The following is a 24,226-nucleotide window of genomic DNA, read 5'->3' on the forward strand; positions in this document are numbered from 1 at the left end:
GTTATGCGTCTCCGTCGAAGAGACTGGTGACCGAGCCGTCCTCGAAGACCTCGTGGATCGCCTTGGCCAGCAGTGGGGCGATGGACAGCACGGTCAGCTTGGGGAACCGCTTCTCCGCCGGGATCGGCAAGGTGTTGGTGACGATCACCTCGCGGGCGCCGGAATCGGCCAGCAGGTCGGTTGCCTGGTTGGACAGCACGCCGTGGGTGGCCGCGATGATCACGTCGACGGCGCCCTCGTCCAGCATCTGGCGGACCGCCTTGGCGATGGTGCTGCCGGTGTCGACCATGTCGTCGATCACCACGCAGGTGCGGCCCTTGACCTCACCCACGACGCGGTTGGCGACGACCTCGTTGGGTCGCAGCGGGTCGCGGGTCTTGTGGATGAACGCGATCGGCCGGCCGCCCAGGTGGTCGGCCCACTTCTCGGCCAGCTTGGTCCGCCCGGAGTCGGGGGAGACCACGGTGATGTCGGCGTCGCCGTACTTGTCGTTGACGTACTCGGCCAGCAGGTGCTGCGCGAACAGGTGGTCCACCGGGCCGTCGAAGAAGCCCTGGATCTGGGCGGTGTGCAGGTCGACGGTCATGATCCGGTTCGCGCCCGCGGTCTTGAACAGGTCGGCGATCAGCCGGGCCGAGATCGGCTCCCGGCCGCGGTGCTTCTTGTCCTGCCGGGAGTAGGCGTAGAACGGCATGATCACGGTGATCCGCTTGGCGCTGGCGCGTTTCAGCGTGTCCACCATGATCAGTTGTTCCACGAGCCACTTGTTGATCGGCGCGCAGTGGCTCTGGATGACGAACGCGTCGCTGCCGCGCACCGATTCCTCGAACCGGACGAAGATCTCGCCGTTGGCGAAGTCGTACACCGACTGCGGTGTCAGCGCCACGTCCAGGTGCTTGGCCACCTCCTCGGCCAGCTCGGGGTGACTGCGCCCGGCGAACAGCATCAGGTTCTTGGTGTCCGCCGGCATCAGCCCGACGCCTCCTTGCGGTACTTGGCATGGGCCGCGGCGAGCCTGCCGCCGACCTCGGCCGTGCTGATGAGCACGGCCGTGTTCGCCTTGGACGAGCGGCCTCCGGTGGCCGCGTCGACCGCGCGCATCAGGTACTTCGTGATCGCCTGGCCGCGGATGCCGTCCCGCTCGGCGGCGACCACGGCCTCGGCGATGGCCGCGTCGACCTCGTCGCTGTCGATCGCCTCCTCCGGCCGGACCGGTGTGGTGATCAGGAACGAGCTGTTGTTGCCCAGCGCCCAGTGGTTCTCGATGGACCGGGCGATCACCTCGTCGTCGTCCAGCCGCATCGGGCTGCGGAAACCGCTGGACACGCAGTAGAACGCGGGGAAGTCGTCGGACCGGTACGAGACCACCGGCACGCACTGGGTCTCCAGGTACTCCAGTGTCAGGCCCAGGTCCAGGATCTTCTTCGCACCGGCGCACACCACCGCGACCTTGGAGCGGGTGAACTGGATCAGGTCGGAGGACACGTCCATGGTCTTCTCCGCGCCCCGGTGCACCCCGCCGATCCCGGCCGAGGAGAAGAACGGGATGCCCGCGAGCTCGGCCGCCACCACGGAGGAGGCGACCGTCAGCGCGCCCATCCGCCCCTGCGCCAGGACCACCGGCATGTCCCTGCTGCTGACCTTGGGGATGTCCGGCGTCGAGGCGAACCGCTCGATGTCGGCGTCGGTCATGCCGACCACGATCTTGCCGCTCTCCACGGCGATCGTGGCCGGGACGGCACCGCCCGACCGGACGGCCCCCTCGACCTTCCGGGCGGTCGCGGCGTTCTCCGGGTACGGCAGGCCGTGGGTGATGACGTTGGACTCCAGCGCCACCACCGGACGGCCTTCGTCGATCGCGTCGGCCACCTCGTCACTGAAGACGAGCGGGATGTTCTCGTGCGGAAGGGAGGTCGTAGTCGTCACAGCCATCACCTCAGTTGGTGTCGGGGCCGTAGTTCGGAACCTTGCCGAGGATGTGCCTGCGGTTGACGATCTCCGGTAAGTAGACCTTCTCGTTCCAGACCTCCTTGTCGATCGGCTCGAGCGCGATCGACACCACTCCCTCGTCGCAGCCGAAGGCGTCGGTCACCGCCTTGGTCACGGCCGAGACCAGCTCGGACCGTTGCTCGTCGCTGAGCGGCATCGGGAAGTGCTTGATGTTGACGTGCGGCATGGTGATCTCCTTCTGGGTGTCCAGGCGCCGGCGGATGGCCGTCGTGAGCTCGTCGATGTCCGGTGCTTTGAGCATCGAGTAGTGGTCGGCCTCGAGGTCGACAACGGTCGGCGCCGACGTCGAATACCCCCTGCTGCTCTCCAGGAACGAGTAGTCGTCGCCCCGTGCCTTGAAGATGGTGATGGGCGCGGTGATCCGCCGCTCGGTCAGCTCGCGGAACGTGTAGCTGAACTCGAACGTCGTACCCACGACCCGGATGATCCGGCGCACCAGGTCGGTGTCGAGGCCCGTGAAGTTCTCGCTGAGGAAAGCGGCGAAGCTCTCGTCGTCCTTGGCCACGGCAAGGCACTTGTCCAGCAGGGGACCGCTGATCGTGCCCGAGAAGACCGAGAACAGGATCGTCACATAGGCCTTGTTGGCGTAGACGGCGACCTGTTCCCGCGGGCCGGCCGAGTGGACCTTGGGCGAGCCGGGGGCGATCAGGAAGACGTGCTCGACCTGGTCACCCGACTGCTCCAGCTGGTACGCGGCCTCGAAGGCGACACGCGCCCCGAACGAGTAGCCCCACAACGTGTACGGGCCCTCCGGCTGCAGCTGCTTGATGGCCCTGACGTCCTCGGCCGCCATCTCCTTGATCGTCGGGTGCGGCGCCTCACCCGCGTTGATACCGTGTGCCTGGACGCCGTAGAACGGTCTGTCCGTGCCCATCTTCTCGGCCAGCAGCCGCAGGTTCATGGTGTAGCCACCGAGACCGGGCCAGCAGTAGATCGGTTCCGCCGACCCCTCGGGCTGCAGCGGAACCAGCCGGGAGGACTGGTCCTCGTCCACCCCGTCCACCCGCCGGGCCAGCTTCTCGATCGTCGGGGACTCGAACAACGCCTGCAGCGGCAGTGATGTCGCGAACTCCCGGTTGACCTGGTTGATCAGCCCGACCGCGATCAGGGAGTTGCCACCGGAGGCGAAGAAGTCGTCCTGCACCGAGACGCTCGCCCGCTTCATCGCCTTCTTCCAGTGCTCGGCGATCCGGCGTTCGACGTTGGTGCGGGGCGCGACGAAGGGACGGTCGCCGGTGTCCACATTGGTCTTTTCGGACGCGGCGAGCGCCTTGACGTCGATCTTGCCGTTGGCGGTGGTCGGCAGCTCGTCGAGCACCATGACCTTGTTCGGGATCATGTAGTCCGGCAGGAAGTTGATCAGGTCGTCCCGGATCATCTCCGCCGGGCCCCGCATGTGCACGACGTCTTCCTTCATGCCCTCGTGCAGCCGCTGTTCATCGCTCACGCGGCCACCGACGAAGAAGTACGAAGGACCGGTGGCCCGGCCGAGGGCGCGCAGGATGCCGTCGATCCGCTTGGCGGAGGGCAGGTCGTCGCCGGTCTTGGAGCTGTACCCGGACGACATGAACCCGAGGTTCACGTCGTTCATCGACAGCCGCTGCAGCTCGCGGCCGAGGTCGATGTACCGCCGCCAGTCCCGGCTCGTCCGGCTGATCACCGAGATCCCGATGCTCGCCCGGTCGTACACCGCCTGGTTGATGGCGATGACCTGCTTGCGCAGGATGAGCTCGGACGAGATCCGCTCGAGCCGTCCGCCGACGTAGGCGTACTGGCCCGCCGGCAGGTCGGCGACCTTTCCGGGGTGGGCCTGGACGTACACGTCGAGCGAGTCGTCCGACCGCGGCCCGGCGTACGGGACCAACTCGAACGTGCCGAGGTAGTAGTCCTCCTCGGCGACCTCCAGACCGTCCTTCGTGGCCGGTGCGAACTCCAGGTCGACGATGTCGAGGCCGTGCGACGGCAGGACCTCCTCGAGCAGGCCGACCATGTGGCCCGTCTCGATCTCCAGCACTTCCTGGATGTTGTTCTTGTAGACCGGCTCGATCGCCCGCTTCTTGCCGAGGAAGTGCAGCTTCACCCCCGACTCGGCCGCGCCGGCCGTCTCGGTGATCAACACGAGTTGGTGGTTGACCGGGTGGTAGTAGTAGATCCCCGGCCGCAGGTCGCCGATTCCCGTGATCTCCAGGTACAGCTGCGTGGCGTACAGCGATCCGGGCGACGCGTAGCCGTACTTCGGCAGCAGCCGTTCCGAGCTCAGGTGCTGCCCGAAGTAGCGCAGGATCCGACCGAACTCGGCGAAGCCGATCTCGGCCGGACTGCGCGGGTCCGCGTCGACGACCCGCTGTTCGAGCAGCCGGAGGACGTCGGCTTTGGTGACCTCGCCGCCCTCGTAGAACCGGTACGTCTTGCGCGCGAACGCTTGCCGCCGCTGCGCTTCCGTGGCCGTCTTCCCCGGCAGGTCGATCACGAGCTTGCCGCTGATCTCCGCCGCGTCCCGGGTGCCCGCGTTCGACAGCTGCGCCTTGACCTGGAGCTTGCTGTCCTTGGACTGGTGGTGCGCGCCGTGGTTGCCCTGGTCCATCAGGGCCGCTTCCTTCGGGTTCAGCTCCACGCAGGCGATCAGGTTCTGGAACCCGGTGCGCGGGTCGTTCTTGACGATCACCGCCGCGTGCTTGACCCAGTCGTGGGTCTCGATCGCCAGCTTGATCTCGTCCAGCTCGACCCGGAAGCCGCGCAGCTTCACCTGGTTGTCCGCCCGACCGATGAACTGGACGGTGCCGTCGGCGTTCCAGCAGGCCAGATCGCCGGTCTTGAACAGCTTCCCCTCACCGAACGGGTTGTCCACGAACCGCTGCGCGGTCAGCTCCGGCCGGTGCAGGTACCCGCGCGCCAGCTGGATGCCGCCGATGTACAGCTCGCCGATCTCGCCGACGGCCACTTCCGACCCCTGGTCGTCGAGGATGCGGTACTCGGTGTCGTGCACGGGAGCGCCGATCGAGACCGCGTTCGGGCCATCGCCGACGGTGGTCCGGTCCACGGTGAACGCCGACGAGTTGATCGTGCACTCGGTCGGCCCGTACAGGTTGACCAGGTCGCACCACGGCATCGTGTCGAGGCAGTTCCGCGCGAGCGGCTTGGTCAGCGCTTCACCGCCGGTGAAGATCTGCGTGAGCGATTTGCACGTGTGCAGCTCGTCGGTGTCCAGCAGCGCCTGCAGCAACGTGGGAACGCACTGCAGCGTGGTGACGTCGTGGGCCCTGATGGTGTCGATCAGCCGCTCGGCGTCGCGGTAGATCCCCGGGCTGCCCATCACGACCGCCGCTCCGCAGGCGGGCGCGAGGATCTCCCACTGTGCCGCGTCGAAGCTCATCGGTGTCTTCTGCAGCACGGTCTTCTCGTGGTCCAGCCCGTAAGCCGCCGCGAGCCAACGCATCTGGCTGACGATGCTGCGGTGCTCGATCATCACGCCCTTCGGCTTGCCGGTGCTGCCGGAGGTGTAGATGACGTACGCCAGGTTGTCCGGGGCCGGGCCGGTGGTCGCGGGGCCGAAGCCCTCGGCGTCCTCCAGCGTGACGATCGTCGTGCCCTCGGGCGCGAGCGCGGACAGCCGGTTCGCGAGCTCCTTCTGCGCCACGATGACCTCCGTGGCGGAGTCCTCGATCATGTAGCGCAAACGCTCTTCGGGGTACTCAGGCGACAGCGGCAGGTAGGCGCCGCCCGCGAACAGGATTCCCCAGGCGCCGATCACCAGGTCCGTCGAGGGCTCGACGAACAGGCCGACGCAGTCGTCGGCGGCCACGCCGAGGTGTTGCAGGTAGCCGGAGAGCTCGGAGCTGCGCCGGACCAGCTCGCGGTAGGTCAGGCGGTCGCCGCCGTTGACGATGACCGTCTGGTCCGGCCGCAGCCGGGCTTGTTCGTGGAGCAGATCGGGAAGGCAGGTGTTCGCGGACGGTTCCCGTATCGCTTTGTCGAGTGGTTTCATCTAATCCCCCAGTGGATCAGTGGCAATCGGTCGATGTCCCGGCAACGGCAGCCGGTTTCCCCAGCCCGGCCACGGGTTCGGCCGGCCTCGGCTGCGAGCACCACGGCACCGACGATCACCAAGGCACCGACGACCTGCATGACGGTCGGTTCCCGGTCCGGGAACACGTCACCCGCGGTCCGACCGGCACACCCCGACACCGCCCACCACCGCCGGCACCGCCACCGCCCCCGCGAACGGAGCCGTGCGAGGTTGGCAGACCGTGGTCATCCCGGTGAGCCGACCGCGGATCCTCGCCGCAACGCGGTGGCGATCTCGATCATCCGCCGGGTCTGGTACTCGATCGCGGCCATGTTGTCCTCGGTGACGTTCTCCGCGAGTCGTCCGGGAACCGCCTTCGGGCCGGAGACCGAACTGACCCCGTAGGGGTTGCCGTTGCTCGGCGCGAGTTGGATGTCGTCGGCGACGCCCGGCGGGACGATGATCGCGCCCCAGTGGTAGAAGACGTTGTTCAGCGACAGGATCGTGCTTTCCTGGCCGCCGTGCGGTGAGCCGGTCGAGGTGAACGACGACATGACCTTGTTGACCAGGCCGCGGCGCGCGTGCAGTGGCCAGGCCAGCTCGATGAAGTGCTTGAGCGGCGCGGCGATGAGGCCGAAACGCCCCGGGCTGCCCCACAGGACCGCGTCCGCCCATTCGAGGTCGTCGATACCGGCGATCGGCATGTCCTTGGTCGTCTCGGCGTGCTCCGACCACGCCTGGGTCCATTCGGTGAAGACCGGCGCCAGCGACCCGTCGACGAACTCGGGTACCCGGCGAAGGCGTGTCTCCGCACCGGCCTTCTCGGCCGCCTCGGCCGCGGCCGTGGCGAGCTTGTGGACGTTGCCGGTTCCGGAGTAGTAGACGATGGCGACTTTGGCGACGCTGTCGGTGCCTGCGGTGGACATGGGTCGTCGTGCTCCTCGGGTGGTTGTGATCGGTCTGGACGCGAGTCAGGTCGGCAGCGAGTCGCGAGGGCGCGCCACACCCGGATGCCCTTCGGCACGACCTGACCGGCGGCCGGCGTCGGCTGTCGTTCTTGCGGTAGTCCCTGTTACGCCACCACGTCCGTGCCGAAGTACCGGTCGCCGAAGTCACCGATGCCGGGCAGCATGTAGGCGTTCTCGTTCAACCGTTCCTCGATGGACGACGTCACCATCCGCACACTCGGGTAGCGCTCGCGGACGACCGCGATACCCTCCGGCGCCGACAGCAGGTTGATGAACACGATGTGTTCTTCCGGCACGCCCTTGCCGAGCAGGACCTCGATCGCGGCCAGCGCGGTGCCGCCGGTGGCGAGCATCGGGTCGAGCAGCAGCACGTGCCGGTGTGCGATGTCCGCGGGCAGCTTCGAGTAGTACAGGTGCGGCAGCTTCGTCACCACGTCGCGCTGGATCAGGATCTTGCCGATCCGGACCGCCGGTGCCACCGCGCGCAACTCCGCTTCCATGCTCTCGCCCGCGCGGGCGACGGACACACCGCAGATCTGCGAACTGGCTCGCAGGCCGTGGTAGGTCCGGCCGACCGGGGTCTGCACGTCGTACGGCTCGAACGGCAGCAGCTCCAGGCCGGTCTCGACCAACCGGCGGATGATCCTGCTCGCGTTGAAGACGAAGTCCGCCCGGTCGGCGTGCCGGTCGCGGATGATCGTGTGCAGTGCGCGCAGCTGCCTGGTCTGCGGCAGCAGGTGCACCGCGTCCTCGACCGCCTTGGTCGCGTTGGTCATCCCGCTCACCCCTGCCGGGCTTCGGCGGCGATCCGGGCGAAGGCCTTGCGCGACTCCTCGACGAACTTGCGCACCTTCAGCCGGTCCTTGCGGCCGGTGGCGTCCTCGAGACCGGTGTGGGCGTCCACGGCGGCCGGGCGGACCTCCTGGATCGCGTCCGCGACGTTCTCCGGGTTCAGCCCGCCGGCCAGCATCAGCGGCCGCGGCGAGATCCGCACCAGCTCGGCGCTGATGCCCCAGTCGTGCACCAGGCCCGTCGCGCCCTTGGCGCCGGTCGCCGGGTTGAAGCTGTCGGTGATGAACATGTCGACCCACTCGGCGGAGTCCTCGACGATCTTGGCCAGCTCGTCGATGTTGTCCGCCTTCACCACCAGGCTCTTGAGGGTGTACAGGTCCGGGGCGATGTCCCGCAGCTTGCGCAGCTCGGCGGGCAGCACGTCACCGTGCAGCTGGATGGCGCTGACGCCCATCTCGGCGCAGAACGCCTTGATCTCGTCGGCGTCGGTGAGGTACGTGATGATGACGCCCTTGTGCTCCGGCTGGATCGCCTTGACGATCGCGGCCGCGTCCGCCTCGGAGATGTCCTCGTTCTTCGCGGGGAGTCGCAGCGCGAACCCCAGCCAGTCCGCGCCCTCCTCGATGATCAGGTCCGCCTCGGCCTGGTCGATGATTCCCGCGACCTGGATCAAGCCCTGCATGGTGATCTCCCTTTTGATGACAGCCGTTCACGACGGCCGTTTGTAATGGGTTCCGAACCGCGCGCGAAAGCCCGACAGGTATTGCGCGGAGCTGTTGGAATCAGCGGAACATGATTCGGGCAGAGAGGTCGCCCACCCGTGGGCAGCGTGGATCGGACCGGGTGTCAGCGACCCCGGCCGCCTGTCGAATTCTTGAGTTCGGTGACGACGAGTTCCGCGACGGGTGCGGCCGATGCGGGGTTCTGGCCGGTGATGAGCCGGCCGTCCTGCTCGGTGTGGGAAACGTAGTTCGGCGCCTTGGTGTGGAGTGCGCCGCGCTCCTTCAGCCGCTCCTCCAGGAGGAAGGGCATGACGTCGACGAGGCCCAGGGAGTGCTCTTCCTCGTTGGTGAAGGAGCTGACCCTCTTCCCGTCCACGAGGTAGGAGCCGTCCGACAGGCGGAGGTTGACGAGACCGGCCGGGCCGTGGCAGACGGCGGAGACCACGCCTCCTTGCTCGTAGATCTCGACCGCGAGCCGGGCGAGGTCCGGCGATTCCGGGAAGTCCCACATCGCTCCGTGCCCGCCGACGTAGAAGATCGCCGAGTAGTCGGTCGATCGCACCCGGGAGGCCGGCCGGGTTGCCGCGAGTTTCGCCTGCACGGTCTCGTCGACGAGAAAAGCCGCGACCTCGGGGTCGTTCTCCTCCCCCTCGAACACCACGGCCGGTGGTTCGCCGCCCCGCACGGAGACGAAGTCCACCTCGTGGCCCGCCGATGTGAAGACGTTGTACGGGTGGGCCGCTTCCGAGACGCTGTAGCCGGTCTTGTTGCCGGTGTCCCCCAGAACATCATGGCTGCTGACTGCGAGCAGTACCTTGGCCACTTCTCCTCCTGATGTGTGTCAAGACCCGGCCGTGGATACCTGCGGGGCACGTGGGCGCGGCCGGTGACCATGTGCTTCCCGGAAAGGGCCGCGCCCACGATGCGACCCGCGGTCGACTGCGATTCCGACTGCGGGCTAGGGCTTGTGGATGAACTCGTTGACCAGCTTCACGAACTCGAGGGGCTTTTCGAACAGCACCATGTGGCCGCTGTCGACCTCGACGTAGGACGAGTTCCGAATCGCGGCGTGGAGTTCCCGGGAGTGCTCCGTCGGGACCGCGGCGTCCGGGTAGCAGGCGACCACCAGGGTCTCCGCCTGGACCTTCTCGACAAGACCCCGCATGTCGACGCGCACCAGCAGCCTCAGCTGCCGGAGCCGTCCGGCCGACGGGCTGAGCTCCGCGCCCAGCTTGTCGACTTCCTCCAGGCTGTCGAGACTGTTGATGAACGCCGGGCTGAACGCGGTCGTGGTCAGGACCCGCCCGAACGCCACGGGGTCGTGCGACAGGCTCAGCGCCAAGCCGATCAGGTTCTTCATGTACGCGTCCGTCTGCACCAGGCCGCCCACCGGCACCAGACGTCGCACCTGCTCGGGGTGCAGGGCCGCGGTGGCCGCCACGACCGAACCGCCGAGCGAGAAACCCAACAGGTCGACCGGCTCGGTGCCGAAATCGGCGATCACCGCGGAGACCTGCTCGGCCAACATCTCGATCGTGAGTTCGCTGCCGTCGTCCTCGGCCGCTTCGCTACCGGACAGTTCGGGCACGATGACCGTGTTGTGCTCCGCGAACTGGTCGACCAGGTGGCCGAAGGCGCTTTGCCCACCCTTGCCGACGCCGTGCACCAGCACCAGGCTTGGACCCGACCCGGTCACCGTGTACTCGACGCGCGCGTTTCCTACAGACACCGTAGGCATGACTGATGATCTCCTTGTGAGTCGTGAAGTGGATTGCGGGCCTATCGCTCTGACGTTCGTCCGGGTTGCAACCTCGAACAGCCGTACTTCCCCCGGCAGCACGAAGAACGACTCCGAGGTCGTGCGGTGGAGGTGAGAGCCGGTCCGGTCACCGGAAGGTGGGACGGATTGTGGCCAGGACTCGTCCCCCTCACCGGGCTTCGCGGTTGGCGTCGAAGTTCTCGGTTGGCAGTGCGATGCTCGCACGGCGGATTCCGGGTTGACCATCCCCGGTGGCTTTCAACTTGTTGCATGGCAACAAGGGGAGCGCGGGCTATGTGAGCATGTTGTAGCCGTGCAACAACCTGATCCCCTGGACCGGTGGACACCGCGGGTTCCGGCGGTGAACGATCGGGGTTGGCGGTTCGGCGGAGTCCGCTGTGCGGCACGAGTTTTCGCGGCGCCAAAGCCCGCCGCCCGGCGGGCTTGTCGGCACTGTCGCGTGTGGACGGTGCCGTGGTCGCTCTCGGCGCCGGGGCGCGGGCGACTGCATCGGCACGCCGGGGGAGGCCACCGCGGCGGACGCACCACGAGCACCGTCACCCAGGTCGTGCCGCGCCTGCCGGCACAGCCGGCACCAGCGGGCTGCTGCGACCTCGGGTCGGGCCCGTCGGTCGGCTTCGCCACGCTGATCGAGTCGTGCGTGCGCCGAACCGGCGGGCCCACACGGGCTGGAACCGCGGTTGGCGCCGCGGGAGCCTGCCGGCCGAGGGAGCCTGCCACGGGCGGCAGGACCCCTCGGCGGCGGAATCAGTTCGCTGACTCCAGCATCCCCAGCTTGGCGGTCAGGTAGCCCGCCTGGAACCGGGTCTCCGCGCCGACCTGCTCCAGCACCTCGGCGATGTGGCGGCGGCAGGTGCGGACCGACACCCCGATCCGGCGGGCGATGCTCTCGTCGCGCAACCCCTCGGCGAGGAAGTAGATGATCGCGCGCTGCACGTCCTCGCTCAGCTGCATGCCTTCCGAACGGGACACGGACTTGCCTTGAAACGGTTTCGCCTGACTCCAGAGCTGCTCGAACAGGGCCGCCACCGACGTGGCGACCGCGGGCTGGCTGACCGACACCACGCCGGAGTGGTCGAAGACGAAGACCATTTCCTGGTCGACCACGCAGATGTCGTTCCACAGCTTCTCGATGGTCCGCACCTGGCCGCCCGCGCCCGTGATGGCCGCGGCGTGGTCCTGCACAGCCGGGTGGTACCTGGCCGCGTGCTGGTGCAGCACGCACAGGCGGACGCCGTCGCGGGTGGGCCGCCCGTCCGCGGACAGGATCGCCTGGAACCGGTGCTCGGACTTCGGTTCCGAGCCGAACATCACCAGCACCTCCTTGCGGGCGTCGGCGATGCGCTCGCGGACCAGGGCCTTCGCGGTGTCGGGGTCGGCGATCGTGTCGAGCAGGCAGTCCTTCCGGTTGCGCTGCTCCACAGCGGACTTGTACACAGCCATCAGGCGGTTGAACTCACCCGAGATCCGCTCGATCCGGCCCTGCGCCTCGCGGATGGTCGTCTCGAGGGGGTGGATCATCGTCGAGGCCGCGACGTCCGGGCGCAGCACCGCTATGCCGTCAGCGTCCGGGAACGGGCGCACCAAGTGGGCCTCGGACAACTTGCGGACCACCCGCTGTGCCTCGTCCGGCCCGAACTCCCGTTCCAGAGCCGCCGCGTCGAGGAGGTCCATTTCGAGTACGCGGCGGTAGAGCGCCAGCGTCTCCTCGTCCACGTGCGGGAACGTCCCGGAAACCATGTCGTCAGGTAATAAGTCGTGAACCCTCATCGTCAAGCCCCCCAGAGTAGTCGTGCGCGAAGGCGACGGGTCCCCTGGACCGCGAGACCTCATCGCCTTTGGTCCAACTATTACCTGTTGTGCAGATCGTTTTCATCTGGTCGTCGACGTGTTCGAGACACGTGCTCCTGGAAGCGCGCCAAACCGACAAGCGGGACGCCGAAACGGCCCCGCGTGGTTCCCGGCTTTCCGAACCATTCCAGGAGTCCGCGGTGGTCGAATACCCCGCGGCTCAGACGAACGATCGAGCGCCATCACGTCGACACCGGCCAACGGTGCCCACCGGCCAACACGATCCCGGAAGGATCGTCACCGACTCCCCAGTCGCAACTTTCCAACCAATGCGTGGCACTGCTGATTGAGCAAAATTCCCCAGGTCAGGATACAGCAGCCGTCACCCGAGCGCGTGAACTTCTCGACAGCGTCGCAATTTGGTGCAGCTGGTGAGGTATCCGAAAGACATCATGATCACTGATAGTCCCCCATATCAGTTCACCAATTGATTTTAGTCTCCCATGAGGTGGCACACTCGTCAACCGGACCGTTCAGGGTCACCCGGTTGGGTCAGTCGAAATGGTCGGAAGCCCCCATTTGGCAGCACGCCTTAGCCATAATGCCACCGGAGCCTCTAATGCATCGGGGGCCTCGGCTCGAGGTGATCTCGGTGTGGTTGCGCCGTGGATCTGTCGGACGAGTCGTGGGCTCGGATGAGGCGATCACCGGCCTGGGGTGATCGCACGCCGAACCAGTTCCTGTCACCGGACGGGAAAGATCGGGTCTACCGGATCCTGAACAGGGGAAGACCGTTGGCAGCCAAGCAGGTCCGCCGCTCGAACGCGGCCAACACCCGCTGACCACCCCAAGGGCCGTCGACCTGTTAGGACTGTGGGCCGTGCGTGACCGCTCAGGCACGCAGCGCAGGAACGCCGTCCCACGACGGTTCGATGGTGCGCAGCAGCCACGGCTGCGGGGTGTCGTCCGGTACGTCGCGGTCCGGCTGCACCACCGCGAGCGTGAGCACGGGCACGCGCGGCACGCCGACCGCGACCACGCCGTTGCCGTCACCGGCCATCCACATCGTGCCCGTGTCGGCGATGTTGGCGATCACGTCCAGGTCGGGGAGGGGGAACCGCACCACCGCCGTGCCGCCCGGCAGCTGGGCGAGTCCGGCGACCTCGTGATCGGCTTCCCAGGGGAAGAGCGTGACGGGGACGGGTGTCCACTCCGTCGCCGACTCGGCAGCCGCCACCGCCTCGCGGTAGAACGTGCCGAGGAGGAGCGAAGTCGGCACCATGACGGCGGCGAAGACGAGCAGGAGCCCGCCGACCACCAGACCGGCCGGCGACAGCGGCCACACGCCCAGTGCCACCGGCACGGCGCCGAGCACCGCCGGTCCGGCGGACCACAGCCAGGAGCGCGTGCCCCAGCGGAAGCCGCGGAACGCCCGCGCCACCGCCGGGTCGTCCAGCGGCCGGCCGATCACGTGCGGCTCGCGTTCACGTGGACGCACGTCGGTCTCGTCCACCCGCACCGGGAACATGCGGCACAGGCCCGCGACGCGGACCACGGCCCTGCCCTGGTCGTCCGGCCGGCACAGGAACACCTCCTGCCGGTCGAGCACCAGGTCCGGCACGTCGGGCAGCGCGCCGCGCAGGACGAGCGTTCCCTCCGGGGCGAAGACCAGGAGCCGTTCCTCCTCCCACTGCCCGCCATCGGCCGCGGCCGTCGCGGGGACGCGGCGCCACGGTCGGTCGAGCAGTCCACGCCGGCGCGGCGCCGTCTCGACCCGGTGCGCCAGCGGCGGGATCCCGGCCGCGAGACCCAGCAGCCCGAGCACCACCACGGCCGCCACGCTGCCGGGCGTGGCCGGGAAGAACACCGCGAGGCTCCCCGCGACCGCCAGGAGCCCCACCGCGACGGCAGCGAACACGCGCCAGACATCGCGGAACTCGTCGAGGGCCAGGCCGGTGGACCAGTCGTCCACCGCCGGGACGTCCGTGCGCGGTTCCAGGTACGCGGGTCTCATCGCCGTTGCCATCCCCCACACAGACCGGCCTTGATCGTCCACACTACCCACGTGGTGCGGGGGATGCGGCGGATTTACGACGTCGAGCAGCAGGTACGCGAGTTCTGCGACACGGCGGGACGGGTGTTCCCGGTGGGCCGGTGGGTGGCCACCAAGCCTCGCTGACCCGACTGTCACCGTGCCGCCGTCCGACAACGCCGCCGACCGCATTCGTCGGGTCGATGCGGGTGGCAGGCGGGAGTCACCAGTGGCCGAAGTGGACTGCCTCGTCGAACGGCCTGCGCTTGCGGGTGAGTGGAGAAGCGCCTTCCGAGATGCCCTCCTCCGCCCCGTGCCCGATCGCGATCGCGCCGATCGGCACGTGGTCGGCGGGCACGCCGAACTCCTCGCGGACCTTGTCGAAATCGTCCGCGCCGATGCCGAAGTACACCGCGCCGAGCCCTTCGTCCACGGCGGTCTGCAGGATCAGCAGCACGGCCATACCGGTGTCGACGTGCCAGAACGGCACCGGCCAGTGGTCCTCGCTGCGGTCGGTCCACCCCTTGTCCGGTTCGGCGTACCGGTCGAGGTAGGCGTCCTTCACCGCGAACGCGATCACGACGACCGGCGCGGCCTTCACCGAGTCGAACGTCCAGAGCCGGATCAGCTCGTAGAACCGCGCCAGTTCCCCACCCCGCAGCACGAGGAACGCCTGGCCCTGCGAGAACCCGGCCGACGGCCCGCGCAACGCGTTGCGCATGATCCGCCGCACGCTCTCGTCGGACACGGGCTCATCGGTGAACTCGCGCACCATGCGCCTGCGGCGCACCACGTCCTGGAATTCCACGGCACCCCCGATATCGGTCGAACCTGATCCGATCGTAGGACCGCCGGCCTCAACGCAGGGGCGGTACGTCACCGTTCTTCACCCGGACGACGTCGACGCCCCGCAGCCCGGTCTTCCACGGGGCAACCAGATCAGCGAGCACGGCGGCGGACACCGGACCGCGGCCGAGACCGATCGCGTACCGCACGGCGTCCGGCCCCCGCGCGACCGGCCGGGGCCACGCGTGCGCGTCCGGCGTGCCCGCCGCCTCCAACGCGGTGAGCAGCGCCCGCATCCGGCCGCGCACCGGGCCGACGAGATCGTGCGGCACCGTGACCACGGCCCACGCCGCGTGCACGCGGTGCGCGTCCGGCGGCGCCAACAGCCCCTCGCGACCGCCGTCCACGATCTCCCACGCCCGGTACAGCTCGGCCGTCAGGAGGTCGCGGAACCCGGGACCGACTTGCGAGGTGCACGAGCGCACGGGAGCGGTCGGCGTCATGATCGTCACCGGTGCGCCCGTGCGTTGCGGTGACGTCACCAGGCCGATCGGGTTCCGCCAGTCCCACGCCGCCCACGTGGCGAAGAAGCCGGCGAGCAGGTCGGGGCCGTCCCACTCGCGCACGGTCCGCGCCGCGAGCACCGACCACCCCAAACCAGGCACACCGCCGAACGGCGCCGAATCCAGACCACGCGCCCTGGCCCACGCCTTGACCTCACGGGCGAGACGCGCGAAACCCTCCCGCTCACCGACCGCCGCGAGCACCGCCTCCGCATCGCTGATCGCACTCAGCGCCACCATCGCACTCGGCGCCACCTCGGAACCACCCGCCACGGTGAGATCGACCCCGAGCCCGTCCACGACCAGGCGCAACCCCGGCGACCGGGCGCCGACCACCGGCCGAACCCCCGCACCCGGCAGCACGGCGGCCACCCGGTCGGCCACGGTCGCCGGATCGGACACCACGGCGACCAGGTCCAGATCCGCGTCGGGCAAAGCACACCCCATCCGCCGCGAACCGACCACGTGCACCGCATCGAGCGCCGAGGCCAACGTGCGAGCGACACGGTCGGCCACCGCGTCCAGCGACGGGCCCGGCGCACTCGCGGGCTCCTCGAACCACCTCACCTCACCGGTCCCCAGCGCGACCGCCGCACGGGGAACCATCGGCCCGTCACCCCGACGCGACAGCACCACGACCTCGTCCACCCGGTCCGACCACGCGCCGATCCGCTCGGCCGCCTGCCGCGACCGGCCGACCGTGAGGTGCGGGGTGAAGTCGTCGCGAGTCCGGCACGCGGGGAAACGCCGCAGCACGGCGTCGTGCAGGGCCGTCCAAGGCGCGACACCCGCCGCGGCCGGGTCGAGCCAGACCACGTCCCGCCCGAACGAACGCACCCCCTCCACCCGCACCGGAAACGCCGGCACCTCCGCGACCGCCTCGGACAGCAGCGCAACGGCCCGCTCGAAGTCCGATTCCGGCACGAACCCGAACAGCACCGTGACGTGCGGCGGCCAGCGGCCGGCACGGGGATCGTGCTCGCGGCGGACCGTGTCGACCTCCGGCAACGGTCCCGGCAGCCACACCACCGCAGTACGCGGCGTGGGCGACGAGTCCAGCACGTCGGCGGACGGCACGACCGGCTCCACCCGCGCCAGCACCCCGTAGTGGTCGGACGCGAACAGCCCATCGGCGGGCAGGGTGCCCACCAACTCGGCCCCGACGCACCGCAGCCGTCCGCGCACGAACACCCGGTCGAGCCGCGCCGCCCGCCCCGACAGCGACGAGACGGCGGCCAGCGGGTTGGCGGCGGGGTCGAACGTCGGCAGCTCGTCGTCTCGCGCTTCGAGCCACGCGTCCCGCATCCCGAGCGCGGCGGCCGGTCGCCGTCCACCGTCGTTGAAGTCGCCGACCAGCACCACATCGCCCTCCACCCCGGCGAACGCCTCCGCGACGCGCGCCAGCTGGGCACGCCGCTTCGACGGCCCGTTCTCGGTGTGGTCGCTGGTCAGGTGCGTGGCCGCGACGACGAGCGGACCGGAGCCGGTCTCGACCACGACAGCGCTGACGGCCTTGTGCGCACCGAGCGCGAACCGCCCGGCCTCGATCACGGGCAGGCGGCTCAACACCACCAGACCCGTGCGGTCGACGTCCGGGCCGACCGGGTCGACATCCAACGTGTAGCCCGCGCGCACCCACGGCTGGGCGATGAGCGCGGCGAGCAGGTCGGGTTCGACCTCCTGGAGCGCGATGACGTCCGCGTCAGCCGCCGCCAGTTCGCCGAACAGCAGCGGCCGGCGGCGGGCCGTGTCGATGCGGTCGCTGTCGTAGCGGTCCCACAGGACGTTCCAGGTCAGCACGCGCACGGTGTCCGCCGGCGTGCCCACGGGCCCGGTCGGCACCCACCCGTTCAACGGGTCCCAGGCGTGCGGCGTGCTCGCGGTGAACGACGGCGGGCGCAGCCGACGCGGCGCACGCACCCGCCCGGCCGTCGACTCGCCTACGCGGTCGAGCCCGCCGACCCGGTCCCACACCACCTCGCCGTCCGCCTCCACGAACAGCACCCGGTGCCACGGCACCTCACCGCCGGGCGTGAACGCGGGCAGTGCGACGCGCTTGGGCGGGGCCCCGCGCTGCTGGACGCCGAACACGAACCGGGCCGGGTCGAACCGCGGGTCCCAGCGGATCTGGTGGTAGACCTCTTCACTGGTGCGCATCACGGCTCCCCGACGTCGTCCACGGTGCCGGCCGCACCGACGTACCACGTGCGGTGGGCCTGCCACGGGTACGGCGGGCTGAACCGCCGCACCTGCGCGTCCAGTACGGCGGGCGGCACAGGGTGCGCTCGCGTTCCGTTGCGCCGGGCGACCTCCCGTTCGTCGACCAGCACCACGGCGTGCGTCACCATCGCATCGTGACGCCGGGCGACCGCGTGCACCAACGACCGCTGCTGGTCGACGAGCGAGGTGGCGTCCCACACGACGGTCCCGCCGGCACGCAGCGCGGCGTCGAGCCGGTCGAGCCCGTCCCGCAGCACCCGGGCGTTGGCGCGCTGGTCGGCCCGGTCACCCGCCTCGTCACGCAGGTCGTCCAGCGAGACCCGCACGTCCACGTCGGGCAGTCCGGCGGCGAACGTCGTCTTGCCGCTCCCCGAGAGCCCCACCAGGTGCACCAGGCACGGGAAGTCACCCGACCGCCACCGCCACGTCGCGGCGACCGCCTCATCGACGTCCAGCACCCGCCCGGCCCGGATGCTCGCGTCCCTGGCCTCTGCCCAGCACCGATCGGCGGCACGACCGTGCCCCAGCCGCTCGCGCAGCCCCGAGCGCAGCCGTTCGAACGACCCGACGTCCTCGGCGTGCAGCGCGGACCAGGCGACCTGATCACGCGCGTCACCCGCGTCATCAGCGAGGACGGCGGCCGACACCGCGTGCAGCACGTCCAGGTCGACCGCCGTCGACATCCGCAGCAACCCCGCCCGGCGCGCGTCGTCGGGGAACGGCTGGTGCAGCAGGCGGTGCAGGCCCACGAGATCACCGACACGACGTGCCACCGCGACACCGACCGAACCCGCCGACAACGGCATCACCCGACCGCGCCGGACCCGGTGCAACGCCGCCGCGAGCACACCCGCCAGCCGCGCGTCCCCCGTCCCGCCCAGCCCGGAGGCGACCGCTGCCGGCTCCACGTCACCCTCGACCCCGACCACCTTGAGCAGTTCCGCGACATCGAACAGCGCGCCGGACCGCACGTCCCACAGCACGGACGCCGGACCGAGCCCGTTCTCCACCACCGGAGCCGTCATCCAATGAGTGTCGGTCTGCACGTGACGGGCGCGCACCCACTTGGCCACCCGCCGACCGAACTCGGCGCGCTCGAACCCGTCGACGGTCCGCACGACGAAGCCCTCCTGCCGCGCCGTGTCGACGTGCAGCTTCCGCAGCGCGCGCTCGTCGAACACCCCGCGCCACAGCACCGGGGGAGTGGGCACGCCCACGTCCCGCAGGAACCGCACGGTGCGGTCCCAGTCGAGGCACCGGTCGCCGTCCCACACGGAGAACCCGTAGAACCAGCTCTCCAGGTCCGAGTACCCGATCGAGTGACGCGCGTAGACGTTCTCGCCGTAGATCCGCCGCCCGGCCGGCAACCGCGACCCGATCCGCCCCTGGAGCCCCTTGACCCACGACCGGGACGGGTGGTGCGCCGAATCGAGCGACCGGGCGTGCATCCCGTCCGCGTACAGGGTGGTGTTCTCGCCGTCGAGCTTCTCGGTGACCACGACCTCACGGCCGCGCAGCCCGCCCAAGTCGACGACCCGCACGTCGTCCGCCGACACCCCCGGCGACCACGGGAGGTGCGGCGTGCGCGGGTACTGAGCACGCATGACCCCTCCCACCACTGGATTCGCGAGAACCATAGAGACCGCCGACCCGGATCACCGACCGGTTTTCGGTGCCTCACCCGCCGGGCCCGCGAATGGATACCATTGCCGGTCGACGAAGGTCGGACAGAAAGGAAGAACGTGGAAACGCTCGAGTTCCAGTCGGAGGCGCGTCAGCTGCTCCGGCTGATGATCCACTCGGTCTACTCGAACAAGGACACGTTCCTGCGCGAACTCGTGTCCAACGCCTCGGACGCGTTGGACAAGCTGAGGCTGGAGACGTTCCGCGACAAGGACCTGGTCGCGGACACGTCGGACCTCCACGTCGCCATCGAGGTCGACCGGGACGAGCGCACGTTGACCATCCGGGACAACGGCATCGGCATGACCCGCGACGAGGTGATCGGCCTGATCGGCACGATCGCGAAGTCCGGCACGGCCGAATTCCTGCAGAAGGTGAAACAGACGCAGGACGCCGCCGCCTCGCAGGACCTCATCGGGCAGTTCGGTATCGGCTTCTACTCGTCGTTCATGGTCGCGGACAAGGTCACCCTGGTGACGAAGCACCCGCGTTCGGCGGAGGGCGTCCGGTGGGAGTCCACCGGTGAGGGCACCTACACGATCGAGGACGTCGCGGACGCCCCGCAGGGCACCGCCGTGACCCTCCACCTCAAGCCGGCCGACGCCGAGGACCACCTCGCCGACTACACGTCGACCGCGAAGATCACCGAGATCGTCAAGCGCTACGCCGACTTCATCACCTGGCCGATCAGGATGGCGAAGGAGGACGGCGCCGAGCCGACCACGATCAACTCCCGCAAGGCCCTGTGGGCGCGCCCGGCGTCCGAGGTCACGGAGGACGAGTACGCCGAGTTCTACCGGCACGTCAGCCACGACTGGAACAAGCCGCTGGAAACCATCCGCATGCACGGGGAGGGGGTGTTCGAGTACCAGGCGCTGCTGTTCATCCCGTCCCAGGCGCCGCTCGACCTGTTCATGCGCGAGCGCAAGCGCGGCGTGCAGCTCTACGTCAAGCGCGTCTTCATCATGGACGACTGCGAAGAGCTGATGCCGGAGTACCTCCGGTTCGTCAAGGGTGTGGTGGACGCCCAGGACCTGTCGCTCAACGTGTCGCGCGAACTCCTCCAGCACGACCGCCAGATCCAGCTGGTGCGGCGGCGGCTGGTGAAGAAGGTGCTGTCGACCGTCAAGAGCATGATGGCGGACAAGCCCGAGTCCTACGCGACGTTCTGGCGCGAGTTCGGCGGGGCGGTCAAGGAAGGCCTGCTCAGCGACACCGACAACCGTGACGCCATCCTCGACATCGCCTCGTTCGCCTCGACCGAGGACGCCGAGAAGCCGACCACGTTGGCCCAGTACGTGGAGCGGATGAAGGACGACCAGCAGCACATCTACTACATGACCGGCGACTCGCGGGCCACGGTGGAGAACTCGCCGCACCTGGAAGCGCTGCGGGCCAAGGGTTTCGAGGTGCTGATCCTCACCGATCCGATCGACGAGATGTGGGTCGAGGCGGTGCCCGGGTTCAAGGGCAGGACGTTCCAGTCGATCGCCAAGGGGCAGGTCGACCTGGAGACCGAGGAGGAGAAGGCGCAGGCGGAGGAGCGGCAGAAGGACTTCGCCGACTTCCTGGAGTGGATGACGAAGACGCTCGCCGACCGGGTGAAGGAGGTGCGGCTGTCGTCGCGCCTCACCACGTCGCCCGCGTGCGTCGTCGGCGACGCCCACGACCTGACCCCGACGTTGGAGAAGATGTACCGGGCGATGGGCCAGGAGCTGCCGCCGGTGAAGCGGATCCTCGAGCTCAACCCCGGCCACGGTCTGGTCACCGGCCTGCACAAGGCGTACGGCGAACGGGAGGACCACGGTCCGCTCGCCGAGTCCGCCGAACTGCTGTACGGCATGGCGCTGCTCGCCGAGGGCGGCGACCTGCCCGACCCGTCCCGCTTCGTCCGGCTGATGTCCGAACACCTGGAACGCGCCCTGTGACCCGTCGAGCGTGAACGCGTGGCGCGGCTCCCGGCCGGTGTCGACCGGGAGCCGCACCACGGTTCGGCGTCGATCAGAACATGGTGTTGTCGTTGAGGGAAGTCTCCGGCACGTCCTGGACCACGTCCCAGTGCTCGACGACCTTCCCGTCGCGGACGCGGAAGATGTCCACCACGGCCTGGCCGCGGTCGGTGGGGTTGAGCCGGATGTGGGCGTGGATCGCCACGAGGTCACCGTCGGCGATCACGCGCTTGCGTTCCACGATCATGTTCGGGAACGCCTGGAAGAACGAGGCGAACTGCTCGCGCAGACCGGCCGAGCCGCTGGCGATGTCGGGGTTGTGCTGGTGGTACTCCGGGGCCAGGTACTCGACCGCGTCGGGGTCCTTGTCGACCATGAGCTGGTCGAAGTACCCGACCGCCACCTTCTCGCTGTAGGCCGTCTGCCGGCGCGGGCCCGGCTGGTTCGTCCTCGGGTGGCTGACCGTGGAGAACATGTCGTTGCCGCTGACGGTCGTCTCCGGGACCTCCTGCACGACGTCCCAGTGCTCGGCGATCATGCCGTGCTGGAAGCGGAAGATGTCGACGACGGCCGATCCGCGCCCGCCCGGCGTGAAGATCGGGTTGGAGTGCACCATGACCAGGTCGCCCTGGGCGAGGACCCGCTTGACGTTGTAGGTCATGTTCGGGAACTGCGTGCTGATGTTGCGGGCGAAGTCCTTGATGGCCTGCACGCCGTCCGGTGCCTGGGCGTTGTGCTGGATGTAGTCGGGACGGATGTGACGGTCCGCAATGGACAGGTCACCATCCTCGAAGAGCCCCCTGAGCACGCGGACGGCGACGGCCTTGTTGCGTTCCTGCGCGAACGGGTTCTGCCAGAACTCCCCGGCGACCCGACCGGGCGACGACGCGGGCGCGGGCGAGGCGGAGGCGGGCGCGATACCGGTCACGGTGCCGACGGTCGCCGCGGCCAGGAGAGCGGCGAAGGCTCTGCGGGACATGGGGGTGCTGCGCATGACGGTGTTCTCCAATTGTGTGGGACGAAGGGTGGGGGATTACTGCGCGCGGCCGAAGGCGAGCAGGAACTCGATGGTTCCCGCGTCCTCGACGGCGATACCGCCGAAGTTCGGCGCGTCCACGCCGTAGTCGGCGAACGTGACGGGGATGGAGCCGTTGACCCGGAATCCGTCGGCGGTGCGCTGGGCGGTGAGGTCGAAGGTGACGGAGTTCGTCCGGCCGCGGATGGTCAGGTCACCCGTCGCGCGTGCGGTGACCTGTTGGCCCACCTCCGGCGTCGACCCGAGGTCGACGGGGCCGGTGAGCGCGAAGGTGGCCGTCGGGTACTGCTCGGTGTTCATGATCCCGCCGCGGAACTGGCTGTCGCGCTGGTCCCTGTCGCTGCGCACCGAGGCCATGTCGACGGTGAACGTTCCGCTGACGACGCTGGCGCCCGCGATCGCCAGGTCGCCGGTCACCTGCTCGGTGCGGCCGACGGCGGTGACGTTCTGCCCGAAGAGGACCTCGTCGACGCGGTAGCCGGCCTGCGAGCCGCTGGTCACCCGCCAGGCGCCGTCGATGTCCGCCTGCACCGCGGAGCCGGAGGAGCCGCCGGCGGGCACTTCCGCCGATGATCCCGGAGCGTCGAGCGTGAGGGCGGCGGGCGCCGGTTCCTGGATGAAGTTGATGTAGACGTACGGCCCGACCGTCACGGCCGCGACCAGCACGGCTCCGGTGATCAGCCAGCGCTTCCAGTGCCTGCGGATGGTGCTCGGCATTGTTACCTCGCAGAGTTAGTACTAACTTGAAAATTCAAATAGCTGTGCGGGGGTGCCCCGCGTCGACGTGGTGCGGCTCAGCCCGTGGGCGGCCGGGAGTCCTTCGGGTGGGGGATCAGCCGAGGAGTTGCTCGGAGACGTCCCAGAGCCGTGCGGCCGCTTCCGGGTCCAGGGCGTGCGGCGCGACGCCGCTCAAGGTGCCCGGCTGGTGCGGGACGGCCTCGGCGCAGTCCTCGAAGTACCGGCCGCCGATGCCGTCGAGCTGCGGTGAGGAGGCCAGCAGCACCGAGGTCGCGGCACCCTGCTCGATCGTCTTGAAGGCCAGTGCGGGCGCCTCCCGCCCCTCGCCGACGAGGGCTTGGAGGTGGGTGTTGAACAGCGCCTGCTCGGGTTCCCCGATGTGGCGCATCAGGTTGGTGGCGATCCCTCCGGGCATCACCGCGTTCACCGTGATCCCGTCGTCGGACCAGCGCCGGGCGCCCTCGACCGCGAACAGCACGTTGGCCGTCTTGGACTGGCCGTATGCCAGCCACGGGTCGTACGGGCGATCCATGAAGTGGAGGTCCTCGAAGACGACCGGGGAGAAGAGGTGCGCGCTGGAACTCACCGAGACGACGCGGGCGCCTTCCGCCGCTGCGAGCGCACCGTGCAGCCCGGTGGCGAGGGCGAAGTGGCCGAGGTGGTTGGTGGCGAACTGCAACTCCCAGCCCCGGGACGTCCGGGTCTCCGGCGACGCCATCACGCCCGCGTTGTTGACCAGGATGTGCAGCGGTCCCCGCCACCCGGCCGCGAACGCGCGGACGGACGTCGGATCGGACAGCTCCAGTTTGCCGACCCGCACGTCTTCGGCACCGGTGGCGGCCTTGATCTCCGCCGCGGTCCGGTGACCGGCGGCGGTGTCGCGCACGGCCAGGGTGACCTCCGCACCGGCTGCCGCGAGTGCCCGAGCGGTCTCGACGCCGATGCCGGACGCGGCTCCGGTGACGACCGCACGGCGGCCCGTCAGATCGGTGCCGGCGATGACCTCGGCGGCCGTGGACCGGGCGGTGAACGCGGTGGTGATGCGTGTCGTCGTGGCCATTCTCGTCGTACCCCCGTTTGCTACGCTCGGAACCGGAGGTGCCTCCGATCTGGGTTGAAGGTTAAACGGAGGAGCCTCCGATTGTCCAGG

General features: G+C 69.2%; 18 protein-coding genes. 2 read left to right on the forward strand and 16 right to left on the reverse strand.

Annotated features, from left to right (window positions below; all coding sequences use genetic code 11):
• Nucleotide 1: 1 nt before the first annotated feature.
• The 10 genes from FM051_RS00435 to FM051_RS00480 form a co-directional block, all read right to left on the reverse strand.
• Nucleotides 2-970: a ribose-phosphate diphosphokinase gene (locus FM051_RS00435; RefSeq protein ID WP_158839415.1), complete on the reverse strand. Its 969-nt coding sequence runs from the start codon at nucleotides 968-970 to the stop codon at nucleotides 2-4.
• On the reverse strand, nucleotides 970-1,926 hold the full coding sequence (locus tag FM051_RS00440; RefSeq protein WP_238412010.1) for a pseudouridine-5'-phosphate glycosidase: 957 nt from the start codon (nucleotides 1,924-1,926) through the stop codon (nucleotides 970-972). The genes FM051_RS00435 and FM051_RS00440 overlap by 1 nt, the downstream gene beginning before the upstream one ends.
• Before the next feature lie 10 nt (nucleotides 1,927-1,936).
• Nucleotides 1,937-5,995: an amino acid adenylation domain-containing protein gene (locus tag FM051_RS00445; RefSeq protein ID WP_158839419.1), complete on the reverse strand. Its 4,059-nt coding sequence runs from the start codon at nucleotides 5,993-5,995 to the stop codon at nucleotides 1,937-1,939.
• 266 nt (nucleotides 5,996-6,261) lie between these two features.
• Entirely contained in the window at nucleotides 6,262-6,942 is a 681-nt protein-coding gene (locus FM051_RS00450) for an NAD(P)H-dependent oxidoreductase (RefSeq protein ID WP_158839421.1), read from the reverse strand.
• Between the two features lie 146 nt (nucleotides 6,943-7,088).
• Nucleotides 7,089-7,760 (reverse strand): uracil phosphoribosyltransferase, encoded by a 672-nt coding sequence (gene upp / locus FM051_RS00455; protein ID WP_158839423.1) that lies wholly within the window; start codon nucleotides 7,758-7,760, stop codon nucleotides 7,089-7,091.
• Between the two features lie 5 nt (nucleotides 7,761-7,765).
• Nucleotides 7,766-8,458 (reverse strand): phosphoribosylanthranilate isomerase, encoded by a 693-nt coding sequence (locus FM051_RS00460; RefSeq protein ID WP_158839425.1) that lies wholly within the window; start codon nucleotides 8,456-8,458, stop codon nucleotides 7,766-7,768.
• Nucleotides 8,459-8,622: 164 nt separating this feature from the next.
• Nucleotides 8,623-9,321, reverse strand: coding sequence for a type 1 glutamine amidotransferase domain-containing protein (locus FM051_RS00465; protein ID WP_158839427.1), 699 nt, complete (start codon nucleotides 9,319-9,321; stop codon nucleotides 8,623-8,625).
• 135 nt (nucleotides 9,322-9,456) lie between these two features.
• Nucleotides 9,457-10,236, reverse strand: coding sequence for an alpha/beta fold hydrolase (locus FM051_RS00470; RefSeq protein WP_158839429.1), 780 nt, complete (start codon nucleotides 10,234-10,236; stop codon nucleotides 9,457-9,459).
• Nucleotides 10,237-11,025: 789 nt separating this feature from the next.
• Nucleotides 11,026-12,018 (reverse strand): helix-turn-helix domain-containing protein, encoded by a 993-nt coding sequence (locus FM051_RS00475; RefSeq protein ID WP_158839431.1) that lies wholly within the window; start codon nucleotides 12,016-12,018, stop codon nucleotides 11,026-11,028.
• Nucleotides 12,019-12,961: 943 nt separating this feature from the next.
• Nucleotides 12,962-14,083, reverse strand: coding sequence for a hypothetical protein (locus FM051_RS00480; protein ID WP_158839433.1), 1,122 nt, complete (start codon nucleotides 14,081-14,083; stop codon nucleotides 12,962-12,964).
• Between the two features lie 30 nt (nucleotides 14,084-14,113).
• Between FM051_RS00480 and FM051_RS52990 the strand changes: the two genes are divergently transcribed.
• On the forward strand, nucleotides 14,114-14,248 hold the full coding sequence (locus FM051_RS52990; RefSeq protein ID WP_274383412.1) for a hypothetical protein: 135 nt from the start codon (nucleotides 14,114-14,116) through the stop codon (nucleotides 14,246-14,248).
• A gap of 76 nt (nucleotides 14,249-14,324) precedes the next feature.
• Here the strand turns inward: FM051_RS52990 and FM051_RS00485 are convergent, their stop codons facing one another.
• The 3 genes from FM051_RS00485 to FM051_RS00495 are packed head-to-tail and all read right to left on the reverse strand — an operon-like array spanning nucleotide 14,325 to nucleotide 19,274.
• On the reverse strand, nucleotides 14,325-14,909 hold the full coding sequence (locus tag FM051_RS00485; protein ID WP_158839435.1) for a nitroreductase family protein: 585 nt from the start codon (nucleotides 14,907-14,909) through the stop codon (nucleotides 14,325-14,327).
• Between the two features lie 49 nt (nucleotides 14,910-14,958).
• Nucleotides 14,959-17,607, reverse strand: a complete 2,649-nt coding sequence (locus tag FM051_RS00490; RefSeq protein WP_158839437.1) for an RNA repair domain-containing protein — start codon at nucleotides 17,605-17,607, stop codon at nucleotides 14,959-14,961.
• Nucleotides 17,607-19,274: an RNA ligase family protein gene (locus tag FM051_RS00495; protein WP_158839439.1), complete on the reverse strand. Its 1,668-nt coding sequence runs from the start codon at nucleotides 19,272-19,274 to the stop codon at nucleotides 17,607-17,609. Before FM051_RS00495 ends, FM051_RS00490 begins: the two co-directional genes overlap by 1 nt.
• A gap of 186 nt (nucleotides 19,275-19,460) precedes the next feature.
• Here FM051_RS00495 and htpG point away from each other — a divergent pair, with 186 nt between their 5' ends.
• Nucleotides 19,461-21,281, forward strand: coding sequence for a molecular chaperone HtpG (gene htpG / locus FM051_RS00500; protein WP_238412065.1), 1,821 nt, complete (start codon nucleotides 19,461-19,463; stop codon nucleotides 21,279-21,281).
• Between the two features lie 73 nt (nucleotides 21,282-21,354).
• On the opposite strand, the gene FM051_RS00505 is transcribed toward htpG, so the two are convergent.
• The 3 genes from FM051_RS00505 to FM051_RS00515 all read right to left on the reverse strand — a co-directional run bounded on the left by FM051_RS00505 (nucleotide 21,355) and on the right by FM051_RS00515 (nucleotide 24,136).
• Nucleotides 21,355-22,296, reverse strand: coding sequence for a nuclear transport factor 2 family protein (locus FM051_RS00505; protein ID WP_158839443.1), 942 nt, complete (start codon nucleotides 22,294-22,296; stop codon nucleotides 21,355-21,357).
• A gap of 39 nt (nucleotides 22,297-22,335) precedes the next feature.
• Nucleotides 22,336-23,055, reverse strand: a complete 720-nt coding sequence (locus FM051_RS00510; RefSeq protein ID WP_158839445.1) for a YceI family protein — start codon at nucleotides 23,053-23,055, stop codon at nucleotides 22,336-22,338.
• A gap of 115 nt (nucleotides 23,056-23,170) precedes the next feature.
• Nucleotides 23,171-24,136, reverse strand: coding sequence for an SDR family NAD(P)-dependent oxidoreductase (locus tag FM051_RS00515; RefSeq protein WP_158839447.1), 966 nt, complete (start codon nucleotides 24,134-24,136; stop codon nucleotides 23,171-23,173).
• Nucleotides 24,137-24,226: the final 90 nt, after the last annotated feature.

The sequence above is a fragment of the Saccharothrix deserti genome (assembly GCF_009769385.1).
GTDB classification, from domain to species: domain Bacteria; phylum Actinomycetota; class Actinomycetes; order Mycobacteriales; family Pseudonocardiaceae; genus Actinosynnema; species Actinosynnema deserti.

Coding starts and splice junctions, on each gene's coding strand:
- FM051_RS00435 (WP_158839415.1), bottom strand. CDS start 970: ATGCCGGCGGACACCAAGAACCTGATGCTGTTCGCCGGGCGCAGTCAC.
- FM051_RS00445 (WP_158839419.1), bottom strand. CDS start 5,995: ATGAAACCACTCGACAAAGCGATACGGGAACCGTCCGCGAACACCTGC.
- FM051_RS00450 (WP_158839421.1), bottom strand. CDS start 6,942: ATGTCCACCGCAGGCACCGACAGCGTCGCCAAAGTCGCCATCGTCTAC.
- upp (WP_158839423.1), bottom strand. CDS start 7,760: ATGACCAACGCGACCAAGGCGGTCGAGGACGCGGTGCACCTGCTGCCG.
- FM051_RS00460 (WP_158839425.1), bottom strand. CDS start 8,458: ATGCAGGGCTTGATCCAGGTCGCGGGAATCATCGACCAGGCCGAGGCG.
- FM051_RS00470 (WP_158839429.1), bottom strand. CDS start 10,236: ATGCCTACGGTGTCTGTAGGAAACGCGCGCGTCGAGTACACGGTGACC.
- FM051_RS00475 (WP_158839431.1), bottom strand. CDS start 12,018: ATGGTTTCCGGGACGTTCCCGCACGTGGACGAGGAGACGCTGGCGCTC.
- FM051_RS00480 (WP_158839433.1), bottom strand. CDS start 14,083: ATGAGACCCGCGTACCTGGAACCGCGCACGGACGTCCCGGCGGTGGAC.
- FM051_RS00490 (WP_158839437.1), bottom strand. CDS start 17,607: ATGCGCACCAGTGAAGAGGTCTACCACCAGATCCGCTGGGACCCGCGG.
- FM051_RS00495 (WP_158839439.1), bottom strand. CDS start 19,274: ATGCGTGCTCAGTACCCGCGCACGCCGCACCTCCCGTGGTCGCCGGGG.
- htpG (WP_238412065.1), top strand. CDS start 19,461: ATGATCCACTCGGTCTACTCGAACAAGGACACGTTCCTGCGCGAACTC.
- FM051_RS00505 (WP_158839443.1), bottom strand. CDS start 22,296: ATGCGCAGCACCCCCATGTCCCGCAGAGCCTTCGCCGCTCTCCTGGCC.
- FM051_RS00510 (WP_158839445.1), bottom strand. CDS start 23,055: ATGCCGAGCACCATCCGCAGGCACTGGAAGCGCTGGCTGATCACCGGA.
- FM051_RS00515 (WP_158839447.1), bottom strand. CDS start 24,136: ATGGCCACGACGACACGCATCACCACCGCGTTCACCGCCCGGTCCACG.